The organism is Rhizobium acidisoli, assembly GCF_002531755.2.
GTDB lineage: Bacteria > Pseudomonadota > Alphaproteobacteria > Rhizobiales > Rhizobiaceae > Rhizobium > Rhizobium acidisoli.
Genome location: NZ_CP034998.1, coordinates 2,436,847 through 2,453,352, shown reverse-complemented (window position 1 = coordinate 2,453,352; position 16,506 = coordinate 2,436,847). Strand labels below are relative to the sequence as shown.

Annotated in this window: 15 protein-coding genes; 6 read left to right on the top strand and 9 right to left on the bottom strand. The window is 57.2% G+C overall.

All coding sequences use genetic code 11. The annotated features are described in order from the left end of the window. The first annotated feature begins 347 nt into the window (after positions 1–347). From CO657_RS12140 to CO657_RS12125, 4 genes are all read left to right on the top strand, one after another. A complete protein-coding gene (locus CO657_RS12140; protein WP_054183366.1) occupies positions 348–848 on the top strand; it encodes a GFA family protein in 501 nt (166 codons plus the stop codon). Positions 849–1,193: 345 nt separating this feature from the next. After that, positions 1,194–2,246, top strand: a complete 1,053-nt coding sequence (locus CO657_RS12135; RefSeq protein WP_054183367.1) for an EVE domain-containing protein — start codon at positions 1,194–1,196, stop codon at positions 2,244–2,246. Continuing rightward, positions 2,224–2,643, top strand: coding sequence for an ASCH domain-containing protein (locus tag CO657_RS12130; protein WP_054183368.1), 420 nt, complete (start codon positions 2,224–2,226; stop codon positions 2,641–2,643). The genes CO657_RS12135 and CO657_RS12130 overlap by 23 nt, the downstream gene beginning before the upstream one ends. After that, positions 2,643–3,176: an AAA family ATPase gene (locus tag CO657_RS12125; RefSeq protein ID WP_054183369.1), complete on the top strand. Its 534-nt coding sequence runs from the start codon at positions 2,643–2,645 to the stop codon at positions 3,174–3,176. The genes CO657_RS12130 and CO657_RS12125 overlap by 1 nt, the downstream gene beginning before the upstream one ends. Here CO657_RS12125 and CO657_RS12120 read toward each other — a convergent pair. Both CO657_RS12120 and CO657_RS12115 read right to left on the bottom strand, forming a co-directional pair. Then, entirely contained in the window at positions 3,134–3,709 is a 576-nt protein-coding gene (locus CO657_RS12120) for a GNAT family N-acetyltransferase (RefSeq protein WP_128715549.1), read from the bottom strand. The genes CO657_RS12125 and CO657_RS12120 overlap by 43 nt on opposite strands. Before the next feature lie 14 nt (positions 3,710–3,723). Continuing rightward, on the bottom strand, positions 3,724–4,821 hold the full coding sequence (locus CO657_RS12115) for a hypothetical protein (protein WP_128715548.1): 1,098 nt from the start codon (positions 4,819–4,821) through the stop codon (positions 3,724–3,726). A 346-nt stretch (positions 4,822–5,167) separates the two neighbouring features. On the opposite strand from CO657_RS12115, the gene CO657_RS12110 reads away from it, so the two are divergent. Then, positions 5,168–7,951 carry a bifunctional diguanylate cyclase/phosphodiesterase gene (locus CO657_RS12110; RefSeq protein WP_054183370.1) on the top strand — a complete coding sequence of 928 codons (2,784 nt, stop codon included), beginning with the start codon at positions 5,168–5,170 and terminating at the stop codon, positions 7,949–7,951. Between the two features lie 357 nt (positions 7,952–8,308). Here CO657_RS12110 and CO657_RS12105 read toward each other — a convergent pair whose 3' ends face one another. Next, positions 8,309–9,238 carry an NAD(P)-dependent alcohol dehydrogenase gene (locus CO657_RS12105; protein ID WP_054183371.1) on the bottom strand — a complete coding sequence of 310 codons (930 nt, stop codon included), beginning with the start codon at positions 9,236–9,238 and terminating at the stop codon, positions 8,309–8,311. Between the two features lie 87 nt (positions 9,239–9,325). Between CO657_RS12105 and CO657_RS12100 the strand changes: the two genes are divergently transcribed. Continuing rightward, a complete protein-coding gene (locus CO657_RS12100) occupies positions 9,326–9,928 on the top strand; it encodes a TetR/AcrR family transcriptional regulator (protein WP_054183372.1) in 603 nt (200 codons plus the stop codon). A gap of 141 nt (positions 9,929–10,069) precedes the next feature. Here CO657_RS12100 and CO657_RS12095 read toward each other — a convergent pair whose 3' ends face one another. From CO657_RS12095 to CO657_RS12070, 6 genes are all read right to left on the bottom strand, one after another. Further along, positions 10,070–10,720 carry a hypothetical protein gene (locus tag CO657_RS12095; RefSeq protein WP_054183373.1) on the bottom strand — a complete coding sequence of 217 codons (651 nt, stop codon included), beginning with the start codon at positions 10,718–10,720 and terminating at the stop codon, positions 10,070–10,072. A gap of 839 nt (positions 10,721–11,559) precedes the next feature. Then, positions 11,560–11,898: a slr1659 superfamily regulator gene (locus CO657_RS12090; protein WP_003593689.1), complete on the bottom strand. Its 339-nt coding sequence runs from the start codon at positions 11,896–11,898 to the stop codon at positions 11,560–11,562. Between the two features lie 7 nt (positions 11,899–11,905). After that, the gene (locus CO657_RS12085) at positions 11,906–12,466 is read right to left on the bottom strand and encodes a slr1658 superfamily regulator (RefSeq protein ID WP_003593691.1); all 561 of its coding nucleotides are present in this window, start codon (positions 12,464–12,466) and stop codon (positions 11,906–11,908) included. A 3-nt stretch (positions 12,467–12,469) separates the two neighbouring features. Beyond that, positions 12,470–14,827 (bottom strand): SpoIIE family protein phosphatase, encoded by a 2,358-nt coding sequence (locus tag CO657_RS12080; protein WP_054183374.1) that lies wholly within the window; start codon positions 14,825–14,827, stop codon positions 12,470–12,472. Next, positions 14,824–15,996 carry a class I SAM-dependent methyltransferase gene (locus CO657_RS12075; protein ID WP_054183375.1) on the bottom strand — a complete coding sequence of 391 codons (1,173 nt, stop codon included), beginning with the start codon at positions 15,994–15,996 and terminating at the stop codon, positions 14,824–14,826. Before CO657_RS12075 ends, CO657_RS12080 begins: the two co-directional genes overlap by 4 nt. Continuing rightward, the gene (locus CO657_RS12070) at positions 15,993–16,496 is read right to left on the bottom strand and encodes a hypothetical protein (protein WP_425349933.1); all 504 of its coding nucleotides are present in this window, start codon (positions 16,494–16,496) and stop codon (positions 15,993–15,995) included. The genes CO657_RS12075 and CO657_RS12070 overlap by 4 nt, the downstream gene beginning before the upstream one ends. Positions 16,497–16,506 lie beyond the last annotated feature (10 nt).

The following is a 16,506-nucleotide window of genomic DNA, read 5'->3' as shown; positions in this document are numbered from 1 at the left end:
CCCGTGAGGGCGAAGCCTCGAAGGACATGCTCCAACGTTGCATCTTGCATCCCTCTGCCGCCGAGCACCCGCCTCGTCCTTCGAGGCTCCAGCCTCCGGCTTCCGCGCCTCGCGATGAGGCTCTCTTGGGCGCTGGCGCGGCACCCTCTGATGCCTGCGATGATGGCGCGGCACCCTCCAACCTCCCTCATCCTGAGGTGCGCAGCCCATAGGGCGGAGCCTCGAAGGACACGCTTCAACGCTGCTTCTTGCATTCGCCGAACTGCAATCTCCGGCCAGGCTGGACGATCAAAAAACGACAACCTAAAAGAGATTAAGCCCAAACCACCTGGTGAAGGAGGAGAAACATGAAACGCATCGAGATGCGGCTCAGCGGCGGCTGCCAGTGTGGTGCCGTGCGCTACCACGCAACCGCGATGTTCGACAATTCGCATCTCTGCCATTGCCGCATGTGCCAGAAAGCCTCAGGAAACATCTTTGCCGCGCTGGTCGCCGCGCCCGATGATGCGCTCACCTGGACACGCGGCAAGCCTGGCATCTGGAAGAGCTCGGAGCTTGTCGAGCGCGGCTTCTGCGCCAATTGCGGCACGCCATTGTTTTTCCACCACCTCGAAAACGGCCGCACCAACCTGATGATCGGTTCGCTTGACGATCCGAACGCCTTCCCGCCGCATGCAAATACCTGCACCGAAAACATGGTGGCATGGTTCGATACAATCACCGGCATGGAAAATACCGGTGCGACCGAAACCAACGGCGCCGACTGGGCCGCGGCGATCCAGCAGAGCAACAACCAGCATCCCGATCACGATACCAGGGCATGGGCGGTGAGGGGGCGTGAAGGCTGAGTCCCAGGCCGGCGGCGGCCAGTAGCGCTGTCCGTTGCCGCTATTCCGGAAAGTCGTCGTGCCGGCAACCATGGGAATCAACATTTCCCGAAGGCAATTCGTGCATAGAGAAGATGGATTTCAAATGCTTCACTTGAAGCTGAATACATCGCTTGGACTAAGCGCCGGAGTACGGCTCCAATGCCTTTCGTTTTATAGCCCCGTTTCTTTATGAGAAGAATGCACTCTGAACGAGACAATATTCAGTGGACAAGCGTCGTGCAAGTTAATGCAGCTATAGGCTGGATCGATAGACTCGCGATTAATCATGGTTGCGGCAGGAGAGGGGTTTGCGGGGGATTCGACATGGCACGAACGCTACTATTGACAAAGTTCAAAGAGCTTTCACTTGATGATCCATTTTTCGATAGTCTGAAGGGGGGCTACGATGAATTTCCGACTTGGTTCAACGGCAAGGCGGAAGAAGACGTTTATGTTGTGGTGGACGAGCATAACCATCTTAGTGGCATGATTTATTTAAAATCTGAGCATGGGGCAGTGACAGACGTAGAGCCCAACTTGCCCGACGGTCACTGGCTGAAAGTAGGAACGCTGAAAATTGAAGGCAAAGGGACGAAGCTTGGTGAGCGAGTCATTAAGAAGATATTCGACACGGCATTGGATGTCGGTGCCACCGGAATCTACGTTACCGTTTTCGACGTTCACAAAAGCCTGATAGAGCTATTCAAGAGATATGGATTCGAGAACACCGCCACCAAGACGACAAAAAATGGCGTAGAATTGGTCCTGTCTCGCTCCCTGACCCAACATTCGCATGATATGTTGAAGTCCTATCCGTTTATGAGGCTTTCGCAGCGAAACCGCTGGCTCTTAGCCGTATATCCCGAATTTCATTCCCGGTTCCTTCCGGACTCGATTCTGAACAATGAGCCCAAGGAGATCGTCCAGGACGTTTCATATACGAATACGATACATAAAATTTATGTCGCGAAGTTGCCGCTCACCCGGATGAACAAGGGTGACGCGGTCATAATGTACAGAACGTCGGACGACAAAGGCCCGGCTTATTATCGCTCGGTTGCGACCTCTATCTGCGTTGTGGAGGAAACCCATCGCCGCAAAGATTTCGCTTCCATCGATGACTTCCTTGAGTACACCAAGCCGCACAGCGTCTTCACTGAGGATGAGTTAAGAGACATGTACGTGTCTTGGGGCAGGCTCTATACTGTCAAGATGACATACAATGTTGCCTTTAATAAGCGGATCACGCGCGGCAATCTGATGGAACTGGCTGATGTTCCAGAACAACCGCGCTGGGACTTGAAGCCTCTAAGTGAGGCTCAATTTCAGAAGATTATCGAATTGGGGAAAGTTCATGAAGGTATTGTTGTCGATTAATCCGGAGCACGTTGAAAATATATTCAAAGGCGTGAAAACGTTTGAGTTTCGGAGAAAGGTATTCGCTCGAAAGGATGTAACGACTGTCGTGGTTTATTGCACTATGCCCGTAGGCAAGATAGTTGGCGAATTTGATATCGATACAATATTGATGGATGCTCCTGACGAGATATGGGAGAAGACGCGATCCGGCTCCGGAATTACGAAAGATTTTTTCGATCAGTATTTCTCAGACAGAAAGGTAGCGTACGCACTAAAAATCGGCGAAGTTCGAGAGTATGAAGAATATGTCGATCCCAAAGAAGTGCTCGACAATTTCACGCCTCCGCAGTCTTACATGTATATGAAAGAAGACAGACAGAAAATCGGACGATGTGAACAATTAGATTTCTGGTAATGCTTGGCACCAAACTCATTATTGTTTTTGGAATTTCCGGGGTCGGGAAAACTACGACATGTGCCGAGTACGCGCAGTCACGCGAGGGCGTCGTTCATTTTTCAGCAAGCAATCTATTGCGTCTTCACCGCGATACTGCCGGTACGCGTTCGATTGACGACGTCATGGGTGGCCAAATCCTACTTATAGATTCGGTTCGTGCTTGTCGAACCGTCACCTCAGCAAAACTCATGCTCCTCGACGCCCATAGCCTTCTAATCGCCGACGGGAAAGACTTTGTTATCCCTGTCGATATCATAGCGGCTATGGAGCCGAACGGCCTGATTTTTGTCGAAGCGGCCGCCGAGGTTATATCGCGGCGGCGCACTTCTAGGGGAGACAGGGGAAATAGTATCTCGGACGAAATTACAAGGTTGCAGGCCGTTGCATTGCAGGCCGTCAAAGAGTATTCAAAGTCGTTGGAGTGCCCGCTATATATAGTTGATGCCGATCAGCGAGTTGATTTCGCTAGAGCGATGGAAGGTTTATCATAAATGGGCTCTAAAATTTTGTTACTGAAGCTATTATTCGCGAAAATAGCGTCATTATATCCGAACTCCTGCCTGCCCCGTACATAAACGTCATTCTCAACACCCGTAAACTTAAAGCCGTACCAATCAAATATCCGCTCAAATGCGGGAAGTTTGGTACCGCTGACCGTAAGGCCGGGTTGGTCGTCGTCTAGCCATTTCAGCAATCCGTCGAACACTCTCAATCCGAGCCCCCTTCCGGCATGATGTGGTGCTACACGGACAGTGCAAATCTTTCGCTCAAGGCCATCGTTCTTGGCGATCCCAACAGCAACTAACTCCCCATTGCGATGTACGGGAAGTAGAAACCTCGTTCCCAATCGAAGGCCTGGTACAACTTTGCTGATATACCAATTCTGGATGTCGGGATAGTCTTCCGACAATCCACGAATAAATCGCAACGTCTCCAGCTCGCGATTGACAAGTGGGAAGCTTGGCGTGGGCTGAGCAGTAAGCGGCGACGAAATCGGCGCGGCTCTATCTTCAGTGACGACCATTTCCGCAATGTCCCTTAGTTGTTGTTTAGGAGAGTGGTATTCTTGATTTGATCAGCCTTCGCCGTACTTTCACCCGAAAACCATGAACTTATACCGGAAGCAGCCAGATTGCCGAGCAATCCGAACAGAAATGCGACGACTAAATAACTCAGCAAGATCCTGCGATCGCTTCTGCGTGTGTGAAGTTTCACAAATGATGAGAAGTCCGCAACCCCGTTTCCGTCTTTGGCCTCCTTCTTCCAATGGTAAACTACCATTCCGCCCGGAATGCCGCTCGGCACATAATCGTTCCACGGATCGTGTTCAAGAAGCCGGTTCTTATGCCATTGGATACTGCTAGCGGACAATTCCGAGTGCACCGGAAATGCCGTGAGGAACGCAACCAGGCTAATATTGACCTTTCCATGGGTCTCTTCAGCTCGGATTTTATTCTCTACCTGCGGCGGCAAGGTGCGAAGTTCGTTGAACCGAAAATCAATATATTCGATTTCTTCGAAGCCGCTCTGAAATCTTCGGTCAAGCGGCGTTATCACATGGATGAATGGGCTGGATTTTCCGCTTGGCAGATAAACTCTCAGTCGAAAATAAATTTGCTCGTCGGGCCTTATCTCATGACTGACGGATTCAATGGCCGCTTTCTCAACGGACAGTAAAGTGCCATCAGAGAATTTCTCTAATGAAAGATGGGAACTATCGAGATTGCCGCTTTCCTCGATGAACTTGTGAACCCGACAAAACAGAGTCTCGCCGTTTTTGAGTTCAATTCGTGCGGGAGCAGGTGTCGTTACGCATTGAAGCTTTTCATTGAAGATACCCTGCGCTACCGAAGTATGCGCTAACTGGACGCCCGCATCTTGAATTGCTTGTCGCTCCACATTAGCAGGCAAATATATGTTGATTCGTTGAACCGGCGACGGGTTTTTGAGTAACAGACCAATCTCCAGAAAATCTCTGGGTGGACTTTCTGGACGGCCCTTGAAATCTCTATCGCCTGCTATCCGCCAAAAATTGAAATGCGTCTCCATTTTGGTGTTCGACACGTCACCGTTAGCCACGCACCAAACCGCCATGCTGCCCGCTCGTTCCTGAGGCTCGCCCTTTCGTGTGTTCACGTTCGTCCCCTTAAACCCCGAATCTACAGGTGTAATTCTAGCTCAAACGCAACCATGCGTGAATCAAAAACCAAACTGGGTGTCGCTGAGTAAAGCATCGGCACGCGTGGACTCGATGGCGGGCCAGAGGTAGCGACGATTGGCAAAGCGCATCTCGGATTACCTTCCGACTGACCACCAAACAACTCCATTCACCATACCCAAACACCCACCATAAACCCTAATCCCACAACCCACCGAACAACCCACCCGAACAACCCCATTTCCCACCCGGCCGCCCCATTCATTTCAACCTTCCTTAAGCGACCGCTGATTAGCGTGCCCTCTGAAATCGAGGGCCTTTTCCATGTTTACCGTTCTGACGTGCGTTACCGAGCAGCATGATCTCACGCTGGTCGGGCTTGCGGGTCTGATCTGCTTTCTCGCCAGCCATTGCGCGCTCGTTCTGCTGCATCGGGCGACCTTGTCCGATGGTGCGGTTCGGTGGGTGTGGCTGGTGACAGCGGGGGCGGCGGGCGGTTTCGGCATCTGGGCCACGCATTTCATCGCCATGCTGGCCTACGATCCCGGTGTCGTCGTCGGCTATCATGCCGGATTGACGCTGGTCTCGCTGCTGGTCGCGATCGTGGCGACAACGGCGGCGGTTGCCGCCAAGATCGCCTATGACAGATGGGTGGCGAACGTCCTGGCGGGCGTGCTCTTCGGCGTCGGTATCTGGTCTATGCATTTCGCCGGCATGTTGGCGATCGAATTCCCCGGTGAAATCTCGTGGGATACGGGCTTCGTGACGGCCTCGGTGGTTCTCGGCGTGGCGTTTTCGGTCGCTGCCTTTCGATTTGCCGGCCGGAGCGGCCGGTCGACTTTGGGTAAGCTGGCGCCGACGGTTCTCCTGACGCTTGGCGTCGTCGCCCTGCATTTCACCGCAATGGCCGGGATAACGGTCATTCCCGGGATCACGGCGCTCAACCCCGCCATGCTTCTTTCGCCGGCGCTGATGGCGGTGACGATCGCCGCCGTCACCTTTTCGCTGCTGGCGGCGGGTTTTGCTGCCGCCATCTTCGCCGTGCGCTCGCAGGCAAAGACGGCCGGGGCCGAGCGCAACTTCAAGCTCCTGGTGCAGGGGGTGACCGACTACGCGATCTATATGCTCGATCCGGATGGCAAGGTCAGCAACTGGAATGCCGGCGCCGAGCGCGCCAAGGGCTATAGCGCCGACGAGATCGTCGGCAAGGATTTCTCGCTGTTCTATTCGGAGGAGGATCGCCGGAAGGGGCTGCCGCAGCGGGCACTTCAGACCGCCCGCAGCGAAGGCAAGTTCGAGGCTCAGGGGTGGCGTTATCGCAAGGACGGCTCCTCCTTCTGGGCCCATGTCGTCATCGACCCGATCTATGACGAGGCCGGCGAACTGATCGGCTATGCCAAGATCACCAAGGACAACAGCAAGCAGAAGGCGGATGCCGACCGGATCGATGAGGTCACCCGCAACCTCGACGTCGCGCTCGAAAATATCGGGCAGGGCATTTGCATGTTCGACAAGGACGAGCGCCTGTTGCTTTGCAACAAACGCTATCTGGAAATCTTCAAATTCCCCGAGGGATCGGTGCGTCCCGGCATGGGCTACCGTGAGATCGTCGACATCGGCTATGCCGCCAATACGGAGGATCCCGGCGAGGCGGCCGCGCGGGCCGAGGCGCATTATACCAGGAACATGGCGCTGATCAGATCAGGCGCCGGCAGCGCGGTTCACAAATATCCGAGCGGCATATCCATCCAGCAGAATGTCAACATGCTGCCCAATGGCGGCTGGGTCGTCACCTTCGAAGACATCACCGATCGCCTGAAATCCGAGGAGCAGGTCGCTTTCCTTGCCAAGCATGACGGGCTGACGGGCCTGCCGAACCGGCTGCAGTTCGGCGAGAGCGTCTCGGAGGAAATGATGATCGCCGACCGGGTGAGGGGCAACGTCGCCGTCATCGGCATCGATCTCGACAAGTTCAAGGAGATCAACGACCAGCACGGGCACGGCACCGGCGACAAGGTGCTTGTCGAGCTGGCGCGGCGTCTCGACGAAGCGCGGCAGGAGGGTGAGTTCATCGCCCGGTTCGGCGGAGACGAGTTCGCCGCGACCAAGCGCTTCGATGAGCTGAGCGCGCTCCACGATTTCATCGCGCGGCTGGAAAGCGCGCTGACCGGGACGGTCACGATCGATGGCTTCGAGATCAAGACGGGCGCCAGCCTCGGCGTAGCGGTCTATCCGAGCGATGCCGCAGGCGTCGACGGCCTTCTCGCCAATGCCGACCTTGCCATGTACCGCGCCAAACAATCCTTGCTGCAGAAGGTCTGCTTCTACGAGGCTGCAATGGACGAGCATGCGCGCCGCCGCCGCTCGCTCGCCAAGGACCTCTGGGCCTCGATCGACCGCAGCCAGCTGCATCTGCACTATCAGGTGCAGAAATCGGTGCGGACGGGCGAGATCACCGGCTACGAGGTTCTGCTGCGCTGGCGGCATCATGAACGCGGCAACATCCCGCCGATGGATTTCATCGGCCTTGCCGAGGAATGCGGCGCCATCCTGCCGATCGGCGAATGGGTGCTCAGGGAAGCCTGCCGCGAGGCGGCGAGCTGGAACAACAGCCACAAGATCGCCGTCAACCTGTCGCCGATCCAGCTCGGCCACGCCGATATGGCGGCCGTCATATCAGAGATCCTTCTGGAAACCGGCCTGAACCCGCGGCGTCTCGAAATCGAGATCACCGAAAGCTCGATCATCGTCGACAAGGACAAGGCCTTGCGGACAATGCGGCAGATCAAGGCGCTCGGCGTTTCGATCGCCATCGACGACTTCGGCACCGGCTATTCGTCGCTGGAGACGCTGCGCTCCTTCCCCTTCGACAAGATCAAGCTCGACAAGAGCTTCATGGCCGAGGTCGAAACCAGCCCGCAGTCAAAAGCAATCGTCCGCGCCATCCTGGCCCTTGGCCGCAGCCTCGAAGTGCCGGTGCTGGCAGAAGGCGTGGAAACCCAGGCGCAACTCGACACGCTCTTGGAAGAGCAGTGCGACGAGGCGCAGGGGTATCTGCTCGGCAAGCCGCAAGCGATGGGCGAGCCCGTGGTTGAGAAGGCGGCTTGAACCCGTCCTGGAGGGGATCACCGCGCGCGGGCGGCGGGTACGGCGGGAAAGCTAACGCCACTCTCCGTCATGCTCGGCCTTGAGCCGAGCATCCATGCCACTGCTGTTGATGGGTGCGGTGTGGGTGCTCGGCTCAAGGCCGAGCATGACGGAGCATGGGGGCGGGCAAAAGCCATTCCCAGCGCAGGCGCCAGCATCAGGAACGCCATCCACCAGCGAAACCAAACAATGACCCGGGCGAACTGACTTGGCAGGCAGGGGAGGCCATGCCTCACGCCTCCCGGGAATCCCAGACAGCACAGACATCCGGCTGCCCAGTCGGAGGGTGCGGCCTAAATCGCCAGCCGGCGGCGATTGTCAGAATGCGAGCACGGTCTTGCCGGAGGTGCGCCGCCCAGTTTCGGTATCGGCGATGGCTGCGAGCGCATCGGTGAAGGGCGCTTGCAGGCCGATCGCCGGCCGCAATGTGCCGTTGCCGGCGAGTTCCGCGATCGCAGGCAGATGCTTGATGCCCATCGTAGCGAAGGCGAGCTTGTAGCGTCGTGACAGCACGCCTCGCAGCAGCCTTGCCGGGGTCGGATTGATGTCGACGAAGACGCCCCCGGGATTGAGCATCGCAAAGCCGTGACCGACGTCGAGCGTGCCGAGCGTGTCGAAGACGGCGTCGTAAGTGCCCTGCCGCGTATAGGCCTGGCTGTCGGAATAGTGAAAGAGCGGGGCGACGCCGGCGGCTCTTGCACTCTCTCTCGATGCCGGCCCGCAGGCACCGGCGACATGCGCGCCGCGGGAGACCGCCAGCTGGACGGCGAGGGCGCCGACCGCGCCGCTGCAACCATTGATGAAGATGCGGGCGCCGGGACGGGCCTTGGCTCTGTCGATGATCGCCACCCATGCCGTCATCGCGGCAATGGGAAGCGAGGCCGCTTCAGCGAAAGACAATTGCGGTGGCTTCCTCGCCAGATGAGCGGCCTCTACCAGCACCGCTTCGGCGAAGGCGCCGGATCTCTTGAAGTCCATCGTGCCGAAGACTTCGTCGCCGACCCTGAAATCGACCACGCCGCCGCCGACCGCCTCGACAATGCCGGCAAAATCCGTGCCCATGCCTTTCGGAAAGCGTCTGCCGGTGAAGAGCCTCATGGCGCCCTGCCGGAGTTTCCAGTCGAGCGGGTTGATTGCCGCCGCGCTGACCGACACCCTGACCTCGCCATCGCCGGCCGGCGGCAAATCATAGTCGCCGAAATACATTTTTTCCGGGCCGCCATGGCGGTCATATTGCACTCTTTTCATATCATCCTCACGTCCGTTCACTGCGAAGGTAAATATTACACTGAGTGCAATTTTACAAGAGATGCGATTTCTGCTATCGCTGCGGCAATGGAACAGGATCGACCGAAACAGCAAGGCTGGCGCGAGAAGAAGCGGCGTGAAACCCTTCAGCGCATTAGCGATTCTGCGCTCAGGCTATTTGCCTCCGACGGCTACGAGGCGACGACGCTGGATGCGATCGCCGAGGCGGCCGGCATTTCGCGGCGGACATTCTTCTACTATTTCGACTCGAAAGAGGAGATTCTGGCCGCCTGGCAAAAAGGCCTGCCGGAGGCCTTTCGCGCCGCCGTTCTGGCACAGCCGAAAGATCAGTCGCCGCTCGATATGGTCTGCAACGCCCACCTGAAACTTCTGGCGAATTTCGACACAGAACAAGCCATCGTCATCGATCGGATTCTTCGCTCCAATGAGCAGCTGCGCGCAAGCAACCAGACCAAATACCTGCAGATGGAGCAGGTGACTTTTGAAGCGCTGTGCGAAATCTGGCCACACCAGGCGCGCCGCAAGGCGCTGCGCGTGGTGGCGATGATGTCCGCCGGCGTGCTGCGGCTTGCGATCGACAGCTGGGCGGAAGAGCAGGGGCGCAAGTCGCTTGTCGACTGTGTAAAAGAGATGTTTGCCGATTTGAAAGCTGAGCTCGCCCGTGCGTAAAGGCTGACGAGAAAGGCCGGGGCGGCCGAAATTGCTCAAAAAAAGAGAGCATTCCGTTACTTAAACAAAGACGGAAATGCTCTCATAGTCTGGCGCGCAACATAACCGATTAGCTGCGCACCTCACGCAACCCACTGGTGGCTATTCGTCTGACGTCGCCGGCGCGGCGTTTTCCAGCGAGGTGCGGATTTGATCGATCTTACCGTTCGCATCGCCCACGCCCAGAATGGTCTTCGCTTCAGCCAGGACCGCCGGGCTCACCTGACCGGATTTCGTTGCGGAAGCCAATGCGTCCTCCAGCGCCGCGTCCCCAAGCAGAGGATCGGTGGCTGTGGGCTCGATTCCGTTGTCGATTTCATACTGGGCATAAGCCACGGCATAGGCCGAGATGGCCGTCATGCGTGGGTCCGAGGTATGCATCAACGCCCTGTAATTCCGCTTCAAGGAGTTCAGGCCCGCAAGCTGCGCCGAAAGGTTTTTCTCTTTTGTGACCCTATCTGTTTTTGCCGACTTCGACTTGTCTTCCGCTTCGGAAGATTTGCCTTTCAAGCCTGTCGATTTGGAGCCGCTATTGGCTGAACCTCTGCCCTGGTTGTCGCTGCCATGGCTGCCGCTGTTTCCATGACCGCCACCATTGCCGCCGCCGTTACCACCACCGTTGCCGCCGCCATTGCCACCACCATTTCCGCCGTCCTTCGCCAGCGCGGCCATATCGATACCGGCAATCGTGACTGGGCCTGCGGCAAGAGCCAGCGAGAGCACAGCCAGAGACGCTAAGGTTGCTATCCGCATCGTTTTCCTCCGGATCAGATCAATAGGCGCCGTGCAGTTTCACGACGTAAGCAGTTGTTAAAGATTAAACCGCGATCGCATTCTGCACATCGGACTGAGGTCTGGTGCCGGGCCACGGCTATGGTCTTAGAGGAAACGCCGGCTAAGCTGACTTGATGAGGGTGGAGAGGTGTGCCGGCCCGATGAAACATCCTCATGAAGTCAGTACGACCGAGGTGCCGGTATTGTTTGGTTCGGTTGGTGGATCGCATTCCACGGCAGGCTCTGCGCCGTGAATAGCTCTTTGTGCTCACCCCGCCCTCCGTCATGCTCGGCCTTGAGCCGAGCATCCACACCGCACCCACCGGCACTCGTGGCATGGATCCTCGGCTCAAGGCCGAGGAAGACGGAGAGTGGGGTTGGCTTTTCAGCCAAACTCCCCGGCACAAAGCAGAGAGTTAGGTGCCTTGAGACGCAGACACGCCGCGGCTGATTCCTGTGACATCCCTCGGGTCGAAGCCCGAGGACTGGTAAGGAGGAGAGGTGAGTGCCTGATGAGCATCTGTGACGCGGCGAACCTGGGGGCGACGCGGACGGATCGTTTTGGTGGGGCATGACCGCAGGCCGGTCGCAATATGCGGTGCACTACCTCTCATCCCTCATTCCTGTGCTCGTCACAGGAATCCAGCCACGGCGCGTCCGCGCCGTGAATGAATCAAATCGCAATGGAAAAGTCTCTCGCGCCCAAGGACTTGGGCGCACTGGATTCCTGTGACGAGCACAGGAATGAGGGCAGAGAGGTAGCGCCTTGAGACGCAGACACGCCGCGGCTGAGGGAGAGAAGGTTCTTCGCCCCCAACTCACGCCAAGCGCAAATCAAGAAGCGGATGCAGCTTCTTGAGGTTCGGCAGGGATTTGGCTTGCCAGGGATATTGGTGCGTGCCTTTGACGATGAGCAGCAGGTCGCCCATCTTTCTGGCTTCGATGGTCAACTTGGCCAGGAGATTGATGCCGGAGGAATTGAGGAACTCGAGACCGGTCAGATTGAACGTCACCTGTTTGTGCCCGTCGTGGAGCAGGCCTGAAATCAAGGAATAGATCGGTGCATAGGCGTCCGGTCCGGCCAGCCGGAAGACGCCGTCGAAATAGACTTCGTTCTGTTCCGCCCATACACGGAAGTTTTCGTCGCTGATTTCCATTCTTCGCTCACGGATTGGAGGAGGGCGGCATTGCCACGGCTGCAGTCGTCGTCAGGATAATATGCTCATCATTATTCTCTTCGAATGCCCATGCCATTTTTGCGTCGTAATCACTTAAAAGCGTCAGCAAGCCCAAGCCGGAACCGCTTGCAGACGATATGGCGTTGGTTTCGATTTGCTCAAGAAGAAGTTCGCCGGGATCCTTCGATTGCAGGCGATGCAGCAGCTGCTGAAAGCGCGAGGCTGTCGCGCCGTCGATGGTGTTCTTCACCCGTATCAAAAAGCTCCCCTCGGATATGCCGGCCTCAATGAGAATCTCACCCGGCAGTCGAAACTTGACGGCGTTTTCGATCAACTCGTTGCTGAGGTAGCCGATGTCATGATGCGCCTGCATGTAGTCTTTTTTCGAACGTGAAAAGGGTAGCGCCATGACCTCGGCGATGAAGTCGGCCGTCATGCCCGAGTGCTTCCATCCAAGCTGAAGCGGTCCATCGGTCAAGGTGAGGCGCGTGCCCGAATCCAGGCTTATGTCAGTCAGAGATTCGATGCCGAATACCGTTGGCGCCATGTCTCACCTATGCCGTACTGCGAGAAGCGTGATGTCGTCGTAGATCTTCTGCGATCCGATAAAGAGCATGAGTGTCGCCACGATTTCGGAAACGACTTTCTCAGCGCTCAGATTCCTCAGGCGAACGGCTTCGCAGCACAGCCGGTCCATGCCGAACAACTCTCCGGCGTCGTTTTCGGCTTCCGTGACGCCATCCGTATGCAAGAGTATGAGATCCCCCTTTTCGAACGCGATTTCACGGGTTTTGATGAAGGCGGAGATATCGGCCTCCAGCCCGATCGGTATGCCCAGATCCATGGTGTCTATACGTTCCACCTCACCATTCGCCCTGACGACGACAACTTCCTCGTGTTGCCCCGACAGGATCATCTCTTTTCCGTCGTAGTCAAGAAACGCCAAAGTGAGGTGCTTATCGATTTTCGTCCTGACGATATTTTTAAACAGGGCGCTGTTCAGATGTGTCAGAAACTCCACGGCATCGGTGTTTCCGGCTTCCTGCAGGGCGCGGGCGACGGACTGAACCATCAGCATCAACACGCCGCTTTCCAGGCCGTGTCCGGTGACGTCGCCGATGCCGATCTTCAGCCGGCTGCCATTCTTCAAGACGTCGTAATAATCGCCGCCGACTTCTTCCGCAGGTCTCATATAGGCGGCGATCTCGAGCGCCTGAAAGTCCTCGAGCTCCTGATCCAGCGGAAGCACCATCAGCTGGATTCTTTCGGCGACGGCGAGCTCCGTTCCAAGACGTCTGTTTTCTCGCTGCAGCTGTGCGTTCAGCGTCGAAATCTCTTCCTTTGCATCTTCGATTTGAGCGGTGCGCTCTTCGACGAGCTGCTCGAGATTTTCGGTGTGATAACTGATCTCTTCGGCCATGCGATTGAAGGCTTCACCGGCCTCGCCGACTTCATCCTTGCTCGATATGGCCACCCTGACCGAATAATCCTTCGCCTGAATGCGTTTGGCAGCACCTGCCAAGGCGCTGATCCCGCTGGTTATTCGTTTCGAGGCCGCAAAGACCGCGATCGTCACGATCAGCAGCGACATCAGGATCGCCAGAATTTGGTAGAGGACGATCCGGTTCGTCGCTTCGGAAATCTTGGCCTGGGCCGCATAGAGCGAGGCATCGATTTCGCGCTCGGGCACGACCACCCCAAGCAGCATCGCCTCTTGCCGAACCGGGCCACTGACCCAGAGATTGGTCGCAGGCAGTTTCTTCACGATAGCGATATAGGGGACCTCGTTGCCGTCCTGCTGCAACAGCAAGTGTTGGATGCCCTGTTCGCGGTCGAGGGCCAGTTTGGCGATCGCCGGCTGGGAGCTTCCCTTCAGGGAGCGCTCCAGGCCGGTCACGCCGGTTCCGCTCGCACCGCTTGCGGACCGCAGGCCGAGGGTTTTTTCGCCGGTGCTGTTGATCGCGACGACATTGCCGTCGGACATGGCGAGAAAGCCGAAGCCGGATTGGGCGACTTTGACATTTTCAACCGTCTGCGCCAGCTGATCGAGTGTGATGTCGGCACCGGCCGTTCCGGCCACATCCTGCCTGTCGGCTGTCCATAGGGGATGAAAGAAACTGACGATCAGCTTGCCGGTAATGGCGTCCGTATAAGGCGCTGTCTGGGTGATGTCGTCGGCGACCGGCCGCGTCTTCATATCCTTAGCCCAGCCCTGCCAGGATTCGTAAAGTCCGGGGAAAAAGAAGTCCCAGAAATTGGCCTCGTTATGGCCGGGATAAAGGCGGTCGAAGGTCTGGGCCTGGTCGGTATAGGGCGCCGTTCTGAAGATCGGCCGTTCTTTCGAGCCGATGTAATACATCTGCAGCTTCGAAGCACCGTGCTGCAGCAGGCTCGGCGCAACAAGATCCAGAACCGCGCTCGTGCGGATATCGCTCTCGACGTCCGGCCTTGGCTGCCGGTCTTGTCCAAGCAGGTAACCCCAGACGCTGACGACCGAGACCGAGCCCGGCGCGTTCTGAGACCACTTCCCCTGCGGATCGTAGGAAAGGCTGACGCTGCCGGGAGATGTGCGGGAGATTGCCGCGCCGACGTCCGAATTGCGCGCGGGATCGTCGATCTGCGCCTGCAGCACGCCGGCGAGCGTACTGACGTCGCTATGAACCTGCCGCAGCAGCAAACTCACCTGTGACGCGGTCGAATCCGCATAGGTGCGGATGTACTCCTGGCTTGCCGCTTCGAGACCCTGGCCGACCTCGAGCGTTGCGTCGCGCGACAGCCTCTGAACGTTCCAAAGCGCCAGCCCGCCGCTGACCAGCAGGTCGAAGAGGACGGCTCCGCCGACGACCAGGATGAACTTTGCCCGAAAGCCTATTCCTGCCGGTCTTTTCAGTGATCGCCCCTCCATCATTGTGGCTTTCGCCCGGAAGCCGCCCAGATCGGCCAGCCTGCATAACCTTTGGGGTGAAGGGCGGCAAAGACGTGATCCTTGAACCCTTGCCGGAACCTGCGGATAAAATCCACCGAGTCGCCGCGCCGGACCGCCATCTCACCGGCATAGACATTTTCCCAGGCTTCGATGATGTCGGCGAAGTCCTGAGGATCCCCGTCGAGGTTCGTCACCATAAAGCAATCGACCTTGATGGCATCGAAGCCCGCATCGGCAAGGAGATGCCGGCTTTTCGGCCCCATCTCGACATCCATGTCGAAGTGCCTGAACAGCTTGGCGACTTCCTCGTACGTCCATTTGATCGTTTCGGCATGCGGCTCGCCCAGGCAATGCGAATTTTTCTCGTTGGTGATGTAGACACGGCCGCCGGGCTTGCAGATGCGGTAAAGCTCGCGCAGCAGCATCTCGGGGCGGTTGAAAATCTGCAGCGAATGCCGGCAGGTCACAAAGTCGAACTGATTGTCCCGAAGCAGCATCTGAGAGGCGTCGCCATAGGTATACTCGATCCCCTGCAGATCGAAGTCGGCGGCGACCCTGCGGGCATAGTCGAGGCTGCGTACGGAATGATCGAGCGCCACCAGCCGTTCGGGTTTGAATTCCCGTTGAACCAAAGCGGCGAAATCACCAATTCCGCAACAGATATCCGCCATGACAAGACCGTTGCGCAGGCCGTGGCGCGGCAGCAGCTCGCGTTCGTGCCTCCATGTCATTTTCGTCTGGGTGCGCAGGATGGGAATGAAGCTCTCATCCTCGACAAAGGTCTGGCCCGGATAAAACGCCGAATCATAGACTTCTACCGAAAGGTTTGGCTGTGATGTCGCCAAGGTCTGGAACAATGAGGTCGACCAGGCCACCACGCTTGACGTAATGATGACGATCTTCCGTTCCGGCCTGGTCCGGCAGTGCGCCGTCAGAATATCGGAAAGAGCTGTAAAGGCCGTCATGTTGATGTGCGTCAGACGTTTGACGTTCAGGTAAACGACGCCGCTGTATTTTTCCAAACTTTGCCGCACCAGCCTGAGTGCATCGGCAATCTCGTTTGGACTTTCGGGCCGCATCTTGCCGGACAGCAGCAGTTCCTGATTTGTCGGATCGAAATGGACGGTGAACGGGCGGGCAAGCAGGTTCATTGGAAATCCTCGGCCGCGGGGAAATCCGCGATGATCTGCATTCCGTGGGCACCGTCTTGCTCAATTCGGATAGCGGCGCGGAATATGGTGGCCAGATCTTTGAGCAAAATCGTCCCCTCGGACTTCAGCTCAGGCCCGGCGCCCGGGAGAGGCTGGCGTTCATTTGGCCCCATGCCAGTGCTTTCGCGGTCGTCGCGGGCAAAGGCAATTCTCAGCCGGTTGGACGTCGCGCCGCGATAGAGACTGAAACTTATCCTTCCCGGCTCACCGGTCGAGCGGAAGGCAAGTTCAACGAGTTCGTTGGCCGCGACGGAAAGAAAATTCGAATATCGAGCCGGGTCGCTGTGACCTTGGCCGAGAATGTCGGAGAGATATTCGGTAATCCTGTCGCAAAACTGCCACTGAGATTTGAACGTCGCAACATTCAGTTCCAGCGATACCATCGGCGCCAATGGGTGGTCATCGAAGCCAGATGCTTGCTCTTCCAATACAGCCTCCATCAGTTTGTCT

Coding starts and splice junctions, on each gene's coding strand:
- CO657_RS12140 (WP_054183366.1), top strand. CDS start 348: ATGAAACGCATCGAGATGCGGCTCAGCGGCGGCTGCCAGTGTGGTGCC.
- CO657_RS12105 (WP_054183371.1), bottom strand. CDS start 9,238: ATGAAAAGAGTGCAATATGACCGCCATGGCGGCCCGGAAAAAATGTAT.
- CO657_RS12130 (WP_054183368.1), top strand. CDS start 2,224: ATGAAGGTATTGTTGTCGATTAATCCGGAGCACGTTGAAAATATATTC.
- CO657_RS12135 (WP_054183367.1), top strand. CDS start 1,194: ATGGCACGAACGCTACTATTGACAAAGTTCAAAGAGCTTTCACTTGAT.
- CO657_RS12090 (WP_003593689.1), bottom strand. CDS start 11,898: ATGGAAATCAGCGACGAAAACTTCCGTGTATGGGCGGAACAGAACGAA.
- CO657_RS12080 (WP_054183374.1), bottom strand. CDS start 14,827: ATGATGGAGGGGCGATCACTGAAAAGACCGGCAGGAATAGGCTTTCGG.
- CO657_RS12120 (WP_128715549.1), bottom strand. CDS start 3,709: ATGGTCGTCACTGAAGATAGAGCCGCGCCGATTTCGTCGCCGCTTACT.
- CO657_RS12125 (WP_054183369.1), top strand. CDS start 2,643: ATGCTTGGCACCAAACTCATTATTGTTTTTGGAATTTCCGGGGTCGGG.
- CO657_RS12110 (WP_054183370.1), top strand. CDS start 5,168: ATGTTTACCGTTCTGACGTGCGTTACCGAGCAGCATGATCTCACGCTG.
- CO657_RS12085 (WP_003593691.1), bottom strand. CDS start 12,466: ATGGCGCCAACGGTATTCGGCATCGAATCTCTGACTGACATAAGCCTG.
- CO657_RS12095 (WP_054183373.1), bottom strand. CDS start 10,720: ATGCGGATAGCAACCTTAGCGTCTCTGGCTGTGCTCTCGCTGGCTCTT.
- CO657_RS12075 (WP_054183375.1), bottom strand. CDS start 15,996: ATGAACCTGCTTGCCCGCCCGTTCACCGTCCATTTCGATCCGACAAAT.
- CO657_RS12070 (WP_425349933.1), bottom strand. CDS start 16,496: ATGGAGGCTGTATTGGAAGAGCAAGCATCTGGCTTCGATGACCACCCA.
- CO657_RS12100 (WP_054183372.1), top strand. CDS start 9,326: ATGGAACAGGATCGACCGAAACAGCAAGGCTGGCGCGAGAAGAAGCGG.